Raw genomic sequence first — 17,415 nt, forward strand, 5'->3', positions numbered from 1 at the left:
GTACTGACGCATTAACACGTCCCGGGGAAGGCATTCGGGTGAAGAAGTCAGCGGAAGAGAAGAAGCGCGCTGACGGCGAACAACCGCTCGCCGTCAACCAGCGAATCCGGGTGTACGTCGACACCGACGACGAGGCAGCCGGTGTCATCGTCGAGGATTTTGGCGACCTGGCCGGCCACGCCGTCGATCTCGGCGACACCCACATCGCCGATGCGGCTCGACGCTGGGCAGTGTTATTGGACGCGGGCACCCTGGTTTTCGTCGACAGCCATCAGATAGCTCCCGAGTAGGCCGGCCAACTCTGCGATCTCGCGGCCCGCGCACCACACCGTCCGGTCGGGCCGGATGATCGCTGCGTCGGCATGCGCGCGGCGCAACCATGCCGCGAGCTCGCTTCCGGGCTGGGTCACCAGCACTTCCGCGCCGTAGCGCTCGATGAGCTGTCGTTCGGCCGCGTTCGGCGGTCGGCTGGTCACGACCGTGAAACCTGTGCCCAGTACCTCGTCGAGCCGGCGCCCGTCGGGGCCGACGGCGTTGGGGCACAGCGTCCCTCCGAGCTGGCGGGGGTGGCGCGACCGGTGCACGAACACCGAGCGATGCAGCGGCGGAGTCCGGGAGTCCACCACGCGCTCCCGCAGGCCAGGCAGCACATGCATTCGGGGAACGACGATGCGGCGCAGCAGGTTGCCGGTCTCACCGCCGGCGGTCATCGCGCGGCCGACCAGCAGTGCCAGATTGATCATCTTGTGCGCGTGCGGTTTTCGTTCCTGCTCGTAGCTGTCGAGCACCGCCGGAGCCAGGCGTCCGTCGATCACCCCGGCCAGTTTCCAGGACAGGTTCATCGCGTCGCGCAGCCCGGCGCCCATACCCTGGCCGACGAACGGTGGCGTGAGGTGGGCGGCATCGCCGAGCAGAAAGATGTTGCCGCGCCGCCACCGGTCGGCGAGTAGGGCGCGGAAGGTGTATTCGGCGACGCGGACCAGTTCCAGATCGTCGACCCTGACCCGCGTCGTCCAGGGAGCGATCAGCGGGCCAAGCGCGTCCAATGTGCTGAAGTCGTCCGCGGATTCGCCGGGCAGCAGCCGGAACTCCCAGCGGTAGCGCACGTCGCCGATCTGCATGAAGGTGCCGGCCCGGCGCGGGTCGCACAACTGGTGCACACCGGCCCACTGACCTAGGTCGGCCGCGGTGGACACGTCGACCACCAGCCAGCGCTGCTCGAAACGTAGATCCCGCATGGTCGATCCGATGCGGGCGCGCACCAGGCTGTTGGCCCCGTCGCAGCCCAGCAGGTAGTCCGCCTCGACGACGTGTTCCCGACCGTCACCGCGGTCGCGGTAGGTGACCTGGATGCGGCCATTGCCGATCTCGACGACGTCGGTGACCTCGGCGTTGCCGCGCAGCGTGGCAAGCGGGTGGCGCGCCAGGTTGGTCCGCAGCAACGCCTCGAACTCGGGCTGGTCGAACATGTTGGCCTCGGGATAGCCGTGGCGGGTGTGCGCGGTGTCGCGCTGGAACTCCGCCAGAACCTGCAGATCCGGGTCCAGCAGCCGCAATCCCCGCGCCGGCCGGGAGATCGCGGCGAACTCCTCGGCGACGCCGAGCCGATGCAGGATGCGGTAGACCTCGTCATCGAGATGGACGGCACGGGGTTGCGGATAGACCTCGGCGTAGCGGTCGAGCACCAGGCTGGCCACGCCGTACTGGGCAAGCAGCGTCGCCGCGGTGATACCGGTAGGCCCGGCGCCGACGATGACGACAGCGGGATCGTTGGGGCTTCTCATGCCGCCTCCTGTCCACCACAAGTGACGAAATCGTCACATACGACGTTACTGTCAGTCAAGGCCGATTGAGGAAATCATCAGTAGTGAGACCCGGTAGTATTTGCACCGCTGACGAGTGTGATGCTGGGGGACCCGTGACCGAAGAGGATCAGGCGCCGATCAACCGCCTGGAGCGCCGCAAGCAGCGCACGCGGATGGCGCTGATCAAGGCGGCCCAAGCGATGATCGCCGCGGGTCGGCTCAACGTCCCGGTCCTGGAGATCACCCAGGCTGCCGATGTGGGCATGGGGTCGTTCTACAACCATTTCGAGAGCAAAGAACAACTGTTCGAAGCCGCCGTCATCGACGTTCTCGACTCGTACGGAGCCGTCCTGGACCACCTCACGGCTGACCTCGAGGATCCGGCGGCCGTGTTTGCGTGCAGCTTCCGGCTGACCGGCCGGTTCTTCCGGGAACGGCCGCAGGAGAGCCAAATCCTGCTCGCCAACTGGGGGGCGTTGCTGTCCTCGGATCGGGGCCTGGCGCCGCGGGCGATGCGCGACATCAAGGCCGCCGTGGCGGCCGGGCGGTTCCACGTCGAGGACGCCGAGTTGGCTCTGGCGGTGGCGGCCGGCGCGCTGCTGGGGATGGGGTATCTGCTGCAGGCGCACCCCGACCGGGAGGCTGGGGCGACCGCCGACGCGGTCACCGAGGATGTGCTGCGACTGTTCGGCATGTCGGTGCAGGAAGCGGGCGAGGTCTGTGCTTTGCCGTTGCCGGACATGCCTTTTCAGGCGTAGGTCACCGTCATCCGCTGAGTGCCGAGATCGATGGCACCGTCGTCGGTGCCCACCGACGCTTCGATGACGTCGCCGTCGTGCAGGTACTTCGGGTTGCCGGCCTGACGCTTAAAGAACGCCTTCCACTTCAGCGCGGGCGGCAGCAGCGAGCCGATGATCTCGATCGGTTTCGGCGGAGCGCTGAGTGCGGTACCGACGGGCGTCCCGGTCAGGATCAGGTCCCCGGCGGCGAGATCCTGGAAGCGGGCCAGCGATTGGAGCGCTTCGATGGGCCGGTACAGCATGTCCCCGTCGACCAGTGCGTTCTGCCGTTCCTCGCCGTTGACCCGCAACCGCAACCGCAGATCCCCGAACCGCGTGAGTTCGGCTGCGTCGGTCAGAACCAGGGCGGGCCCGACCGGGGTGAAGCTCGGGTAGGACTTGGCCTCGTAGAACTGGCTCTGCGGCAGCTGGATGTCACGGGCCGACACGTCGTTGGTGACCACCAGGCCGGCGACGTAGTCGGCGAGCTCGGAGCGGGCGATCGTTGTCCCGACCGGGATGTCGCGCCCGATCACCAGGCCGATCTCCACCTCGTAGTCCAGGAACTTGACGTGCGCGGGTTTGACCACCGGGGCGAACGGGCCGCTGATCGACGCCGACGACTTGCGGAAGAACGTCAGCGGGATGGTGGCGGGGTCCATGCCGGCATCGCGGACGTGCGAGGCGAAGTTCGTCATCTGGGCGACCACTCGGCAGGGTTTGGTGACCGGGGAGAGCAGCTGAAGGCTCGTGACGTCGACGGTGTCGGCGCTGCCGGCGGCGGTGTCGATGGCGGCGCGGTCGGCGAGGAGTTCGGCGGTGCTGCGTGCCGAGGTGGCGATTTTCGCCGCCCCGGCCGGGGTGGCGACCCACCACGCGTCGGCGGTGCGGAGAATGGAAATGCTCATGAGATGGCAACTTTCAGCAGGCCGATAAGGCGTTTGACGTCGAACTCGTTGCGCTCGCGCACGGCGTTGATCATCGAAAGCGCCTCGTGGCGAGCATGTTTGGGACTGGTTCCGAGGAAGTCGCTGGTGGCCGGTGGGCCCCACTGGGCCAGCCCGGACGCGGTGAACGGCGCCCAACCCGGTTCCAGGGTGTTGTCGAACAGGTCACCGTCGGCGTAGTGCTCCACCAGAAAGCCGTCCGGATCGCGCCAGTAGTCGAACAACTGACTGCCCTGGATGTGCCTGCCGATGCCCCATGACCGGAAATAGCCGCGCTCAAGCAGGTATTCGCCGCCGGCGGCCAGTGCGTCGAGGTCGCTGACCTGATAGGCCGAGTGCACGTAGCGATTGGCCGGCCCCAATGCCATCGCCAGGGTGTGGTGATCGGTCGCAGTGGCGCCACGGTCGCAACGAATGAAGCTCATCGTGGGCCCTCGGTCGCGCTGACCCGCGTAGTACTGGAAGTCGCTGACGATTAGGCCCAGATTGTCGAGGTACCAATCCAATGCCTCGCGGTATCGCGTGGACTGCAGCACGACGTGACCGAGCCGCTGGACGGCGGCGGGTTCTCGCGGTGGCCGCTGGGTTGTGTTGGTACGCGCGTCGTGGTGGCCGAAGTTGAACACGTGCGGGGCCTGTGCCGGGAGTTCGGGCAATGCGTGCAGCCCGGCAACCACTTTCACCGGGATACCGCTGGGGTCCGTGAGTTCGACCGCCACACCGCCGAATGACTCCGGCAGCGGCCGGGTCGGTGCGCGATGCGCCTCGGCCAACCGGTAGACGTCGACATCGTCCTGCGCGGTGAACGCCAGGCCACGGAACCGGGTCCGAGTTCCGCGTCGCAACAAAACGCACGGCGCACCGGCGTCGGTTCCACGCAGGTGCAGTTCGTCGGTGGTGCGCGCCGCGATCTGGAAGCCGAAGGCCCGGGCGAAAGTCTCCGCGGCGCTCAGGTCTGGCTTCTCGAACTCCAGCCAGGCGAGGTCGTGCACCTTGATCACCGGGTTGCGCGAGCGACCGGGATGCTCGCCCCGCAATGCGCCCTGCTCGCTGTGCAAGTCGTTGTGCGCCGCCACGACCTTGCCCATGGCACCCTCCTGGTCTACTGTATGACGAAATCGTCACATACGACGGAACCCTCAGTCAAGGTGGGATCGGCTTGGTGCGGCAGTCGCGCGATGTAGCGGAATACCGACCGGACATCTACGCGCGCGACGCGATCGTGAACCCGTACCCGCACTACTCGAGGCTGCGCGAGCTCGGGTCGGTCGTCTGGCTACCCCGCCAACAGGTCTATGCCCTGCCGCGGTACGCCGAATGCAAGTCCGTGCTGCGTGACGACACAGTCTTCGTCTCGGGCAACGGCGTCGCGCTCAATCGCCTCAGCAACCGCCTGTCCCGGGGCACGACGCTCAACAGCGACGGGCCCGACCACGAGCGGCGACGCAAACTCGTCGCACACCGGCTGCTACCACGGGCGTTGGGGGCGATCAGCGAATCGGTCGACCGGCAGGCCGTCGAGGTCGTCGACGACGCGGTGCGACGTGGCGATGTCGACGGTGTCGAACTTGCCGCCGCACTGCCGCTGGCTGTCGTCCCCGACCTGGTGGGCTGGCCGCGCGACCAACGTGAGCACCTCATCGACTGGGCGGGTGCCACGTTCGACGCGTTGGGACCCCTCAACCGGCAGGCCGTTCGCGCCGTGCCGGGGACAACCCAGATGCTGCGGTTCGCCCGCCGGGTCGTCCGGCAGCGCACCGCACTCGAGGGCAGCCTGGCGCACGAGCTCCTGACGTCGGTCGACGAGGGCACGGTCGCCGCCGAGGAGTGCCCGGACCTGCTGGTCGACTACATTGCCCCTTCGCTGGACACCACCATCAGCGCCATCGCCAACGCACTGGATCTGTTCGCCAGCCACCCCGAGCAGTGGCAGCTCCTGCGTGCCGAGCCGCACCGGATTCCCAACGCCGTCAACGAGATCGTGCGCTACGAGTCCCCGCTGCGGGCCTTCGCCAGGCAGGCGTGTGTGCACACCGAGATCGCCGGCGCCGCGTTACCGGCCGGAGCGCGGGTGTTGGTGATCTATGCCTCGGCCAATCGCGACGAACGGGAATGGGACCGTCCCGAGGCCTTCGACATCACCCGTGACGCCGGGCGGCACATCGGATTCGGTCAGGGTGCCCACGCCTGTGCCGGGCAGGGACTGGCCCGGCTGGAGACGGCCGCGATGCTTCGCGCGCTGGCGGACCGGGTTGCCCGCATTGAGCAGGTTGCCCCGCCGGAATGGGCTGTCAACAACATCATTCGGCGCCACCGGCGGCTTCCGTTGCGGCTGGTGGCCGCCTAACCGAAGAACCGTCGGCGCTGCGGCGGACGTCGGGATGCGTAGGGCCATGGGGTGTTGCGCTCGGGTATTGCATCCGCACGGACCTGCTTGAGCTGCCCACACAGCAACTCGCGCAGGTCATCCAGCCCAGGGTCGGTCCAGCGGTTGACCGATTCGACCGGATCGTTGGTCAGGTCGTAGAGCTCCCACTGGTCGTCCAACGGGCTGGTGCGGTACGTCTGTCCGCCTAGCCCGTTGGCAGCCAGATGGCGCACGCCGGGCTCGGTCCAGGTGGCGGGGTCGTCGAAGGTGCGTACGAGCTTCCACAGCCGTCCGTCCACCCGGACGACCAGCCCCTCGAAGTTCGCTGCGGTGTGGGCGGGAACCCGGATGCGAAGCGGCGCGGGCGGATTCACGGTCTGCTTCAACGCGCGGCCCAGTCCCGACGCGCCGGTGTCTCCCTCGAGCATGTTGTCGCGGGTCATGATATAGACCGCACGGTCCGCGTCGTCGGCCGCACCGTCGACAATCGGCATGAGGTTGTGCCCCGGCAGCGGGTGCACCTCCGAGAACGACTCCGCCAGCGTCGCGGCGGCGGATGCGACGTCGACACCGGCCGCGCCGAGCAGTGTCGGCAGCAGGTCGACATGAGAGGTCGGTGAATCCACCACCCTGGCCTGGGTTTCGCGCTCGCCCACCCTGGCGATCACGAACGGCACCCGCGTCGCCTCGTCGTACAGGTTGAACCACTTCTGGTGTAGCCCGCCGTGCGCGCCGAGCAGGTCGCCGTGATCGGCGGTTCGCACCAGCACGGCGTTGTCCGACCCACCCTCGGTGACCGCGCGGCGGACCCGGTCGATGGGTGCGTCGACCTCGGCGTGCAGCCGGTAGTAGAGGTCGCGGTAGCGCTGCGCGTTGCGCTCGTAGGTGCGCTGGATGGCGGCCGCCGGGCCGTAACCGGAGTAGTAGGCCTCGCGGAAGGCGATCTGCGCGGCGGGCTTGGTCCGGAGGTCCTCGTCGGCCGTCGGGGCGGCCGGCACCGGCGGCGGATCCAGCGGCGACGGTTTGAGCGGGCTTCGCATCGCCCAGGTCGGGAACAACGCGATGTCGTGCGGGTTCACGAAGCTGGCGACGAGCAGGAACGGACGCAGCGCGGCGGGGTCGCCAGCGCGGCGCCTGGCGTAGCGGTCCTGCAGCCAGGCCACCACCCGGTCGGCGATCAACGGGTCGCGGCGGATTCCGCTGTTGGCCAGCCCGGCACCGTGCGGTTCGGGGCCGACCCAGCCGGAGAATCCGTACGGAGCGAGCGGGTCGGCATCCAGATAGCGCCGCACGGCGGCGGGATCGACGACACCCTCGTTGTCATTGGTGGCCAGCGGGGCCCCCGTCTCGGGATCGGTCAGGTCGGCGTGCGAGATGTGCCACTTACCGTCGTAATGGGTGTCGTACCCGGCCGCGCGGAACCAATTGCCGAGGGTGGGCACTTCACCCCGGCGCAGCCAGCGCATCCGCGAGTCGTCGAAGGACTTGCCGATGCCGTCGGTCTGGGTGACGCCGTGCAGGTCGGGGTACTGCCCGGTGAAGATGGTGGGCCGGCTCGGCACGCAGGCCAGTGAACCGGTGTAGTGATGGCCGAAACTCACGCCGTGCTCGTCGAACCACCCGCGGCCGTTGAGGACTCGTTGGCGCCATGCGCGGACGTCGTCGGTTTCGTAGGGCGGGATCGCGCGTTCCTCGTCGGTCATCACGATGACGATGTCGGGGCGCTCAGACACGGGAAGCCTCCACTCGTTTCGCAAGTCCGGCGAGCAAAGCGTCGGACTGCTTGGCCAGGAACCGGCAGGCCGCGCGTTCGACGAGTGCGGCCAGCGGATTGGCGCCGACGCGCACCGTGCTCGTCAGCGTCACCTCGGTGTGGTCGCCGCCGATGGGCACCAGCGTCCAGTGGTTGGCCGCGGCCAGCCAGCGGGGAAGCCCCTCAATGTCGTAGCCGACGGAGTTCGGCGGGCTGAACTCGATGACCCGCTCGACCAGGGTGTCGCGCCCCACCTGTATGCGACGGGACATCCCGAGGCCCGGTTCGGCGCCGTGCTCGAGCAGGCAGGAGTGGTCGACGGTGTCGGCCCAGGAGCTGATCGCTCCGAAGTCGGAAAGCACGTCCCAAATAGCCTGCGGCTCGGCCGCTATCGTGCGCGTGCGGCGGATGTCGGCCACCGGACCATTGAACCTCAAACCCCTGGTGGTGTCAGGGCAGTGCCCAAACCAAAGTGAGCAGGTGAAGGTTAGGCTCCCCTAATGTAGGTTGCTGGGCATGACATCACCGTGGTTCGCGGTGCCTCCCGAGGTTCATTCCGCATTGCTGTCCACCGGGCCTGGTCCGGGGTCCCTGCTGGCCGCGGCGCAGGGATGGCGCGCCTTGGCCGTGGAATACGAGGCGGTCGCAGCGGAACTGCGCAGCCTCGCCGCCACCGTGTCGGCCACGTCGTGGGAAGGCGCCAGCGCCGCGTTGTACGCCGCCGCTCATCTGCCTTATCTCGCGTGGCTGAGCGAAGCCTCGGCGCAGGCCGCCCAGGCCGCAGCGCGTCACGAGACCGCGGCTGCCGCCTATACGTCGGCGCTGGCGGCTATGCCCACGCTGCCGGAGCTGGCCGCGAACCATGCCGTGCATGGTGTGCTTCTGGCCACCAATTTCCTTGGCATCAACGCCATTCCGATTGCGGTCAACGAGGCCGACTATGCCCGGATGTGGATGCAGGCCGCCACCAGCATGACGACTTACCAGGCGGTGACCCAGGCGGTCGCTGCCTCGTCGACGCCGACAACGCCGGCACCCAAAATCGTCAGCGCAGCGGCGACGGCGGAAGAGGGCGAGTCGCTGAGTATCCCCAAGCAGGTCATCAAGGCCATCCACGACTTCTTCGTCGAACTTCGCGATCTGGCCCAAGACCTGCCAGAGCCCTGGCGCGACATGGTCACCCAGGTGTTGGACTCGATCATCAACTTCGTCGACGGCACGGTCTTCTACTACCTGGCCTACGGAATCATCGACACCACCATCTATCTCGGCCCGTTCACGCCGCTGCTCAGCCCGCTGTTGTTGCCGGCCGGTTTGGCCGGCCTGGCCGCCCTGGGTTATGTGCAACCGGTTCCCGACACTCCCAGCGAAGAACCGGTAGCCGCGCCGGCGGCGCGCCCGGAGTTGCTCCCCGCCGCGGGGGCGGCCCCATTACCGGTCAACACCGCATCGGTGGCCACCGGTACCGCAAGTTCGGCGCCCGCCCCGAGTCCCACCGCACCCGCACCCGCGTCCGGGACTGCCGGCACGCTGCTCTACGCCGTCGCGGGCCCGGACGGAGAGGGATTCAGTCCGTCCGCCGGAGCGACCTCGTCCGCTGCGGCGTCGGCTGCTGCCGCAGCAGTGGCAACCGGCTCGGTCCGGCAGGCGGATCGAGCGCAGGATAGCCGAACAGCAAAGCAGCGCAGGAGATCTCGTCAATACCGAGTGGAATACCTGGCCGACGTCGGCCGGATGACGCTGCCCGCCGACGACCCGGACCCGTCGGCGGGATCCCCCGCAGCGGGCGTCGGCGAGCACGGCATTGGTTCGCTCGGCGCCAGGGGTCTGTCCCAGCTGGCCACCACTACCCGTGGCGACAAGGCCACCGTGCCGTTGCTGCCGCAAACCTGGGTAGGTGAGGCGGCAGCGGCCGACCCCGCGCCGCCGCCACCGGCTCTGTGACTGTGCATGGGCGGGGGAGGGCTCGACAGTCGGGTTAGGCAATGCTAACTTTCCCACCTAAATTAGTTTAGGCAATGCTAAGGAGAGCGCCGGCGGCGGTCGGCACGATGCCTATGATCAACGGTGCTGCTATCAAGCCGGTACCGGGTGCGCGTCCCGACGCGGACCTGGTGAGCCGATTCGCCACGTGTTGTAAGGCGCTGGGACTGGCGGTCTACGACCGGCGCAGGCCCGCCGACCTGGCCGCCGCGCGGCGAGGCTTCGGTGAACTGACCCGGGTCGCGCATGAGCAGTGCGATGCGTGGACCGGTCTGGCGGCATCCGGTGATGACAGCCTGGCGGTGCTGGCGGCCGTCGACCGCACGGCCGATACCAGCGGATTGCTCCAACGTCGGATCGAACTTGCCCCTGGCGCACTGGGATTCGATTACGACACGGGTCTGTACTTGCGTCTCCGCGCCATCGAACCAGACGCGTTCCGGCTGGCGTACGCCGCCGCGCTGGCGGTCGCGGGCGACTTCGGCGCGGCCGATGAGCTGGTGCGCGAGGTCAGGGGCCGGCGGCCCGAATGGCCAGAGGCCCGGTGGGTCGACGCCGCCGTGCGCTCCCGGGCGCAACGCTGGACTGATGTGATCAGGCTCCTCACGCCGGTAGTCAACGACTCCGCCCTGGATCCGGCGTATGCCCATGCGGCCAGGATCGCGTTGGGTGTGGCGTTGGCCCGGCTCGGGATGTTCGCGCCAGCGCTCTCGTATTTGGAGGACCCGGCGGGCCCGGTGTCGATGGCCGCCGCCGATGGTGCGTTGGCCAAGGCACTGTCGTTGCGGGCCTACGGCGAGGAGGAGGGCGCCGCCGACGTACTGCAGGAGCTGTATGCGGCCAACCCGGACAACGAGCAGGTCGAGCAGGCCCTGTCCGATCCCACGTTCGGCATCGCGACTACCACCGCCGCGCGTATCGAGGCGCGTACCGATCCGTGGGATCCGGCCACCGAGCCCGGCGAGGAGGAGTTCGTCGACCCCGATTCTCGTGAGCGTAAGGCTGCCCTGCTGGAGGAAGCGGAGCGCGAATTGGGGGAGTTCATCGGGCTCGATGAGGTGAAGAATCAGGTGGCGCGGCTGAAGAGTTCCGTGGCTATGGGTCTCCGCCGCCAGGAGCGTGGCCTGGCAGTGGCGCAGCGCACCCATCATCTGGTGTTCGCCGGTCCACCGGGCACCGGTAAGACGACCATCGCCCGGGTGGTGGCCAAGATCTACTGCGGTTTGGGGTTGCTCAAGCGAGAGAACGTCCGCGAGGTGCACCGTGCCGATCTGATCGGCCAGCACATCGGCGAGACCGAGGCCAAGACCAACGCGGTGATCGACAGCGCCCTCGATGGGGTGCTGTTCCTCGACGAGGCGTACGCATTGGTGGCCACCGGGGCCAAGAACGACTTCGGGTTGGTGGCCATCGACACCCTGTTGGCCAGGATGGAAAACGACCGGGACCGGCTGGTCGTCATCGTCGCGGGATATCGCGCTGATCTGGACCGGTTCCTGGACACCAACGAGGGTCTGCGGTCGCGGTTCAGCCGCAGCATCGACTTCCCGTCGTATTCGGCCGGTGAACTCGTCGAGATCGCCCAAGCCATGGCGCACAAGCGAGACAGCGCGTTCGACCCCGCCGCGCTCCGTGACCTCGAAGAGCTGTTCGGGCAGTTGGCCAGTTCCACGATGCCGGATTCGGCCGGGATCGACCGGCGCAGTCTGGATATCGCGGGCAACGGACGATTCGTCCGCAACGTCGTCGAACGGTCGGAAGAGGAACGGGAATTCAGATTGGACCACACCGACTTGTCCGGAGCCGACGACTTCACCGACGAGCAACTCATCACCATCACCGCCGACGACGTGCGCGGGTCAGTAGTGCCGCTGCTGCGCGGCCTGGGTCTGACGGTGCCGGCGTGAACCCTCATGAGGAGCGCCGCTCGTTCTCCTCCCGCACACCGTCCAACGACCACGCCGACCGGGTCACCTACCGGCGCGGGTTCATCACCCGCCATCAGGTGACGGGTTGGCGATTCGTGATGCGCCGCATCGCTTCCGGCCTCGCCCTGCACGACACCCGGATGCTCGTCGACCCCCTACGCAGTCAGTCGCGCGCCGTCCTCACCGGCGTCCTGGTGCTGGTGACCGCGGTCGCCGGTTGTTTCGTGTTCTCCCTGCTGCGGCCGGCCGGAGTCGCCGGCAACGATCCTGTGCTCGCCGATCGGTCCACCTCGGCGCTGTACGTCCGCCTCGGCGACCGGTTGCATCCGGTGCTCAACCTCACCTCGGCGCGGCTCGCCGTCGGGCGCCCGGTCGATCCGACCAGCGTCAGCAGTCAACAGCTCGACACGTTCGCCCGGGGCAGCCTGGTCGGGATACCGGGTGCGCCGGAACGTATGGTGCAGAACGATTCCCGCAACGCCGACTGGACAGTGTGCGACGGCGTCGACGGCTCACCGGCCAATGCCGGCGTGTCCGTCATCACCGGTCCGGTGGACAGCAATGGGGCGCGCGCAGGCGTGCTGCCGGCCGACCACGCCGTGCTGGTGACCGCCGCCGGTGGGACATGGCTGCTGTGGGAAGGCCGGCGTAGCGCTGTGGACCCGGCCGACCGCGCCGTCACCGACGCATTGGGGCTGCCGGCCGTGGTACCGACACCCCGTCCCATCGCGTCGGGATTGTTCAACGCGATTCCGGAAGGCCCCGCACTACGGGTACCGCAGATCGCCGACGCCGGCCAGCCGGCGGCATTCCCGCTGCCGGTTCCGGCGCCCATCGGAGCGGTGGTGATCGCCTACCGCAATGACGGCACGCCGACGTACTACGCGGTGCTCTCGGACGGGCTGCAACCCGTCACACCGGTGCTGGCCGCCGTGCTGCGCAACGCTGACTCCCACGGACTGGCTCAACCACCGCAGCTGGAAGCCGACGACATCGCCCGGCTACCCGTGTCGGCGGCGCTGGACGTGTCGGCCTACCCGGCGCACCCCGTCGAATTGGCCGATGCCGCCGACGCGCCCGTCACCTGCGCGCACTGGACCAAGACCGATGGCGCGGCGACCAGCTCGCTGTCTCTGCTGAGCGGCTCGGCGGTACCGCTTCCGGACGGCGTGCGGGCGGTCGAGCTCGTCGGAGCCGGCGCCGCCGGCACCGCTGACCGGGTCGCGTTGCCCGCCGGCCGCGGCTACTTCGTGCAGACCGTCGGCCAGCAGCCGGCCTCCCCACCGGCCGGGTCATTGTTCTGGATTTCGGACACCGGCGTCCGCTACGGCATCGGCGGTGATCATCAGACTTCCGAGAACGCAGTGGCCGCACTGGGTTTGCGTAATCCGGCCCTCCCGATCCCGTGGGCGGTGCTGACGCTTCTCGCACCCGGGCCGGCCCTGTCCCAGGCCGACGCGCTGGTGACCTACGACGCCGTGCGGCCCGCACTTCAGGAGGTTCGATGAGCAGGCTGATCTTCGAGGCCGGCCGACGGCTATCCGGTCCGAAGACCCAAAAGGGCGCGATCGTCATCGAGGCGCCACCGGAGTTGCCCCGGGTGGTGCCCGCGTCGTTGTTGCGGCGCGCGTTGCCGTTCCTGATCGTCATTCTCATCGTCGGGATGATCGTCGCGCTGTTCGCCACCGGGATGCGGATGATCTCACCGCAGACCCTGTTCTTCCCGTTCGTCCTGTTGCTGGCCGCGACCGCCCTCTACCGCGGTAACGACAACAAGACGCGCACCGAGGAGGTCGACGCCGAACGCGCCGATTACCTTCGCTACCTGTCGGTGGTCCGCGACAACGTGCGCGCCGCAGCGACCGCGCAGCGGGCAGCGCTGCTGTGGTCGCACCCCGATCCCGCAGCCCTGGCCGCGATTCCCGGATCGCGACGGCAATGGGAGCGCGACCCGCACGACGACGATTTCCTGGTGGTACGCACCGGACTGCACAGCGTGCCGCTGGACACCACAATGCGAGTCAAGGACACCGCCGACGAGGTCGACCTGGAACCGGTGTCGTACAGTGCATTACGCGCCCTGCTGGATGTGCACCGAACCGTAGGTGACGCACCGCGGGGCGTCGACCTGAAGACGGTGTCACGCATCACCGTCGCCGGCCCGGCCGACGACGTGCGGGCGGTACTGCGGGCCTGGTTGGCCCAGGCCGTCACCTGGCATGATGCCGCTTCGCTGGGCATCGCGCTGGCCAGCCCAGATCTGGAGTCGGCGGACTGGTCCTGGCTGAAGTGGTTACCGCACACCGATATCGCGGGGCGCCTCGACGGATGTGGGCCCGCACGACACCTGGTGGCCGATACCGAGGCGCTGGTCGGCTCCGTCGGGCCGGTGCTGGCCGAGCGTCCACTGTTCGGCACCGGTACCGACGCACCGATGCGTCATCTGGTCATCGTCGTCGACGATCCGGGTCACGAGCCGGATGATTCGGTATTGGCGACCGGGTTGGCGGGCGTCACCGTCATCTACACCGCCGACGCCGAGATCAGCCCGAGGGCCGACCGCTACCCCGATCCGGAGCGGCCACTGCTGCGGATCGTCGCGGGGGCCATCCAGCGCTGGGAGACTGGTGGTTGGCAGCCCTATGTGCAGCGTGCCGACCGGATGTCGGCCGCGCAGGCGGCCCACCTGGCTCGGCGGCTGGCGCGGTGGGACTCCAACCCGACCCATGCGGGACTGCGCTCAGCCGCCACCCGGGGCGCGAGTTTCACCAGCCTGATGGGAATCGAGGACGCCTCGGCCCTCGATGTGCCCGCGTTGTGGGCGCCGCGCCGCCGCGAGGACGAACTGCGGGTGCCGATCGGCGTGACGGCCACCGGTGTGCCGATGTACTTCGACCTCAAGGATGAGGCGGAGGGCGGGATGGGACCGCACGGGCTGATGATCGGGATGACCGGGTCCGGGAAATCGCAGACGCTGATGTCGATTCTGTTGTCCCTGTTGACCACTCATTCGGCTGACCGGCTCATCGTCATCTACGTCGATTTCAAGGGTGAGGCCGGAGCGGACATCTTCCGTAACTTCCCGCAGGTCGTGGCGGTCATCTCCAACATGGCCGAGAAGAAATCGCTCGCCGACCGGTTCGCCGACACCCTGCGCGGCGAAGTCGCCCGGCGGGAGAACCTGCTGCGCGACGCGGGTCGGCAGTTGCAAGGCAGCGCCTTCAACTCGGTGACCGAATACGAGGCCGCCCGCCCGGCCGCCGAAGCGGCGGCCATCGATCTGCCGCCGTTGCCGACGCTGTTCGTCGTTGCCGACGAGTTCACCCTGATGCTGGCCGAACACCCGGAATACGCCGCCCTTTTCGACTATGTCGCCCGCAAGGGGCGCTCATTCCGGATCCACATCCTGTTCGCCTCCCAGACGTTGGACGTGGGCCGGATCAAGGACATCGACAAGAACACCTCCTACCGGATCGGCCTCAAGGTCGCCAGCCCAGCCGCGTCCCGGCAGATCATCGGTGTCGAGGACGCCTATCACGTCGAATCCGGCAAGGAGCACAAGGGCGTCGGATTCCTGGTGCCCGCACCCGGTGCCGCCCCGATCAAGTTCCGCGGCACCTACGTCGACGGCATCTACGACCCGCCGCGTCCGGTGTCATCGTATGTGGTTCCCGCTGTGCCGGAACCGACGCGATTCACCGCGGGTCCAGTCGCGCTCGACGAAGACGTCGTCGTGCTCACCGACGAGGAGCACATTCCGGCCGGACCGCCGCGGAAGTTGGTGGCCACCATTGGGGACCAACTGGCCCGCTTCGGACCGAGTGCGCCCACCTTGTGGCTCCCTCCGCTCGACGAGCCCATCGGACTGGACACGGTGCTAGCCGATGCCGGCGTGCCTGCGCAACAGGGGCGCTGGCCGCTTGGCGAGATCGACCGTCCCTTCGACATGCGCCGTGACCCTTTGCTTTTCGACGCATCGTCAGCAGCCGGCAACATGGTGATCCACGGCGGTGCGAAGTCCGGCAAGTCCACGGCGCTGATGACCTTCATCTTGTCGGCCGCCGAGTTGCATTCCCCGCGCGAGGTCACCTTCTACTGTCTCGACTACGGCGGTGGGCGGCTTCGTGGAATCGAAGGTCTGGCGCACGTCGGCAGTGTCGCCTCGCCGCTGGAACCAGAGCGGATCCGGCGCACCTTTGGTGAGCTCGAGCAACTCCTCGCCGCCCGCCAGCGTGCCGCCGGACGGGGCGGCACCGGCTCCGCGGGGCGCGACGGCCACGGTGAAGTCTTCCTGGTGATCGACAACCTGTATGCCTTCGGCCGTGACAACACCGACCAGTTCAACACCCGCAATCCATTGTTGGCCGCTGTCACCGAGTTGGCCAACACTGGCCTGGCACACGGCATCCACGTCGTGGTCACCACGCCGAACTGGATGGAGATCCCGTTGGCGATGCGCGACGGGCTGGGGTTGCGCCTGGAGTTGCGTCTGCCCGACCCCAGGGACAGTAACGTGCGGGTACCCGACAGCCTGCGTCGCCCGGCCGAGTCGGTACCGCACGACCAGCCCGGGCGCGGACTGACCATGGCCGGTGAGCATTTTCTGTTCGCCGAGCCGGATCTGGCCCGGATCCCGGTGATCAATGCGCGTCACCCAGGCGTGCAGGCGCCCCCGGTGCGTCTGCTGCCCGAGGAACTGGACCCCGCCGACGTCGCCCCGCTGTCCCGCGGCCGGGAACGAGTGGTGCTGGGCCAACGCGAAATCGATTTGTCCCCTGTGGTGTTCGACTTCGCCGAGCAACCGCTGCTGATGGTCTTCGGAGACACCAAGTCCGGCAAGACCACGCTGTTGCGGCATCTGATCCGCACCATCCGGGAGAGTTCGACAGCCGAAGACGTCGCGTTCACGGTGTTCGACCGGCGCCTGCACCTCGTCGACGAGCCGCTGTTCGCCGACAACGAGTACAGTGCCAACCTCGACCGGGTGACCCCCGCGGTGCTGGGGCTGGCCAACCTCGTCGAACAACGCCGTCCACCGGCGGGGCTCGCGCCGGGTCAACTGTCGACGTGGGACTGCCGCGTTGGCGGGAACTCCCACACCCACTATCTGATCGTCGACGACGTCGACCAGATTCCCGACGGCCCGGCCCTGGCCGGACCCTACGCCGGCCATCGTCCATGGACCCCGCTGCTGGGACTGCTCTCGGCCGCGCGAGACCTCGGGTTGCGGGTGATCGTGACCGGACGCGCCAGCGGCTCGGGCCACACGCTGATGACGAATCCACTGCTGCGCCGGATGAATGACCTGCAAGCTGCCGTCCTGATGCTGTCGGGCAGTCCCGCCGACAGCGCCAAGATCCGGGGTCACCGATTCTCTCGTCAGCCACCTGGACGTGCGGTTCTGCTGGGCGACAACGATATCGGTGAGCACCTGCAGCTGGTGAGCCCGTTCGTTCATGCCCACCACGTCACGCCGTCCCAGCTCGGAGAGGAGAACCCGACGTGACCCTTCGCGTACTGCCCGAAGGCCTTGCCGCGGCTAGCGCGGCGGTGGAGGCGCTCACCGCCCGACTGGCTGCCGCGCATGCGGCCGTCGCACCGCTGATCACCGCGGTGGCACCCCCCGCCGCGGACCCGGTGTCACTGCAGTCCGCCGCCGCGTTCAGCGCACAGGGTCTCGAACACAGCACTGTCGCAGCGCAGGGCGTGACCGAACTCGGCCGCTCGGGTGCCGCGGTGGCCGACGCTGGGCTCGGATATGCCGTCACCGACGCCGCGGCAGCATCGTCATATCTGGCCGCCCGGGGCGGCTGAGTCGAAGTCGGACGAAACATCTACCCAACGACGAAGAT

At 68.2% G+C, this 17,415-nt stretch carries 13 protein-coding genes; 8 read left to right on the top strand and 5 right to left on the bottom strand.

Features of this window, described 5'->3' with window-relative positions:
- Positions 1-38: 38 nt before the first annotated feature.
- A complete protein-coding gene (locus ADBZ9K_RS25270) occupies positions 39-290 on the top strand; it encodes a hypothetical protein (RefSeq protein ID WP_526624981.1) in 252 nt (83 codons plus the stop codon).
- Here the strand turns inward: ADBZ9K_RS25270 and ADBZ9K_RS25275 are convergent.
- Entirely contained in the window at positions 234-1,784 is a 1,551-nt protein-coding gene (locus tag ADBZ9K_RS25275; RefSeq protein WP_526624982.1) for an FAD-dependent oxidoreductase, read from the bottom strand. The genes ADBZ9K_RS25270 and ADBZ9K_RS25275 overlap by 57 nt on opposite strands.
- Before the next feature lie 134 nt (positions 1,785-1,918).
- Here ADBZ9K_RS25275 and ADBZ9K_RS25280 point away from each other — a divergent pair, with 134 nt between their 5' ends.
- Positions 1,919-2,563: a TetR/AcrR family transcriptional regulator gene (locus tag ADBZ9K_RS25280; protein WP_526624983.1), complete on the top strand. Its 645-nt coding sequence runs from the start codon at positions 1,919-1,921 to the stop codon at positions 2,561-2,563.
- Here the strand turns inward: ADBZ9K_RS25280 and ADBZ9K_RS25285 are convergent.
- Together ADBZ9K_RS25285 and ADBZ9K_RS25290 are read right to left on the bottom strand one after the other, a co-directional pair.
- A complete protein-coding gene (locus tag ADBZ9K_RS25285; RefSeq protein ID WP_526624984.1) occupies positions 2,554-3,492 on the bottom strand; it encodes a fumarylacetoacetate hydrolase family protein in 939 nt (312 codons plus the stop codon). The genes ADBZ9K_RS25280 and ADBZ9K_RS25285 overlap by 10 nt on opposite strands.
- Complete coding sequence (locus tag ADBZ9K_RS25290) at positions 3,489-4,619, bottom strand: VOC family protein (RefSeq protein WP_526624985.1); 1,131 nt, start codon at positions 4,617-4,619, stop codon at positions 3,489-3,491. Before ADBZ9K_RS25290 ends, ADBZ9K_RS25285 begins: the two co-directional genes overlap by 4 nt.
- Before the next feature lie 74 nt (positions 4,620-4,693).
- Between ADBZ9K_RS25290 and ADBZ9K_RS25295 the strand changes: the two genes are divergently transcribed.
- Positions 4,694-5,878: a cytochrome P450 gene (locus ADBZ9K_RS25295; protein WP_526624986.1), complete on the top strand. Its 1,185-nt coding sequence runs from the start codon at positions 4,694-4,696 to the stop codon at positions 5,876-5,878.
- Here the strand turns inward: ADBZ9K_RS25295 and ADBZ9K_RS25300 are convergent.
- Positions 5,875-7,632, bottom strand: coding sequence for a sulfatase-like hydrolase/transferase (locus ADBZ9K_RS25300; protein WP_526624987.1), 1,758 nt, complete (start codon positions 7,630-7,632; stop codon positions 5,875-5,877). The two genes, ADBZ9K_RS25295 and ADBZ9K_RS25300, sit on opposite strands and share 4 nt — an antisense overlap.
- Positions 7,625-8,089 (bottom strand): SRPBCC family protein, encoded by a 465-nt coding sequence (locus tag ADBZ9K_RS25305; protein ID WP_526624988.1) that lies wholly within the window; start codon positions 8,087-8,089, stop codon positions 7,625-7,627. Before ADBZ9K_RS25305 ends, ADBZ9K_RS25300 begins: the two co-directional genes overlap by 8 nt.
- Positions 8,090-8,168: 79 nt before the next feature.
- Between ADBZ9K_RS25305 and ADBZ9K_RS25310 the strand changes: the two genes are divergently transcribed.
- The 5 genes from ADBZ9K_RS25310 (at position 8,169) to ADBZ9K_RS25330 (ending at position 17,377) form a co-directional block, all read left to right on the top strand.
- The gene (locus tag ADBZ9K_RS25310; protein ID WP_526624989.1) at positions 8,169-9,596 is read left to right on the top strand and encodes a PPE family protein; all 1,428 of its coding nucleotides are present in this window, start codon (positions 8,169-8,171) and stop codon (positions 9,594-9,596) included.
- Between the two features lie 113 nt (positions 9,597-9,709).
- Positions 9,710-11,542: a type VII secretion AAA-ATPase EccA gene (gene eccA, locus ADBZ9K_RS25315; RefSeq protein ID WP_526625636.1), complete on the top strand. Its 1,833-nt coding sequence runs from the start codon at positions 9,710-9,712 to the stop codon at positions 11,540-11,542.
- Positions 11,539-13,071 carry a type VII secretion protein EccB gene (gene eccB / locus ADBZ9K_RS25320; protein WP_526624990.1) on the top strand — a complete coding sequence of 511 codons (1,533 nt, stop codon included), beginning with the start codon at positions 11,539-11,541 and terminating at the stop codon, positions 13,069-13,071. Before eccA ends, eccB begins: the two co-directional genes overlap by 4 nt.
- Complete coding sequence (gene eccCa / locus ADBZ9K_RS25325) at positions 13,068-17,069, top strand: type VII secretion protein EccCa (protein ID WP_526624991.1); 4,002 nt, start codon at positions 13,068-13,070, stop codon at positions 17,067-17,069. Before eccB ends, eccCa begins: the two co-directional genes overlap by 4 nt.
- Positions 17,066-17,377 (top strand): PE domain-containing protein, encoded by a 312-nt coding sequence (locus tag ADBZ9K_RS25330; RefSeq protein WP_526624992.1) that lies wholly within the window; start codon positions 17,066-17,068, stop codon positions 17,375-17,377. The genes eccCa and ADBZ9K_RS25330 overlap by 4 nt, the downstream gene beginning before the upstream one ends.
- Positions 17,378-17,415 lie beyond the last annotated feature (38 nt).

It is taken from the genome of Mycobacterium sp. (assembly GCF_965229265.1).
GTDB lineage: Bacteria > Actinomycetota > Actinomycetes > Mycobacteriales > Mycobacteriaceae > Mycobacterium.

Bases quoted from the DNA above. Each gene is read 5' to 3' on its own strand.
- ADBZ9K_RS25275 (WP_526624982.1), bottom strand. From the start codon at position 1,784: ATGAGAAGCCCCAACGATCCCGCTGTCGTCATCGTCGGCGCCGGGCCT.
- ADBZ9K_RS25285 (WP_526624984.1), bottom strand. From the start codon at position 3,492: ATGAGCATTTCCATTCTCCGCACCGCCGACGCGTGGTGGGTCGCCACC.
- ADBZ9K_RS25290 (WP_526624985.1), bottom strand. From the start codon at position 4,619: ATGGGCAAGGTCGTGGCGGCGCACAACGACTTGCACAGCGAGCAGGGC.
- ADBZ9K_RS25310 (WP_526624989.1), top strand. From the start codon at position 8,169: ATGACATCACCGTGGTTCGCGGTGCCTCCCGAGGTTCATTCCGCATTG.
- eccA (WP_526625636.1), top strand. From the start codon at position 9,710: ATGATCAACGGTGCTGCTATCAAGCCGGTACCGGGTGCGCGTCCCGAC.
- eccCa (WP_526624991.1), top strand. From the start codon at position 13,068: ATGAGCAGGCTGATCTTCGAGGCCGGCCGACGGCTATCCGGTCCGAAG.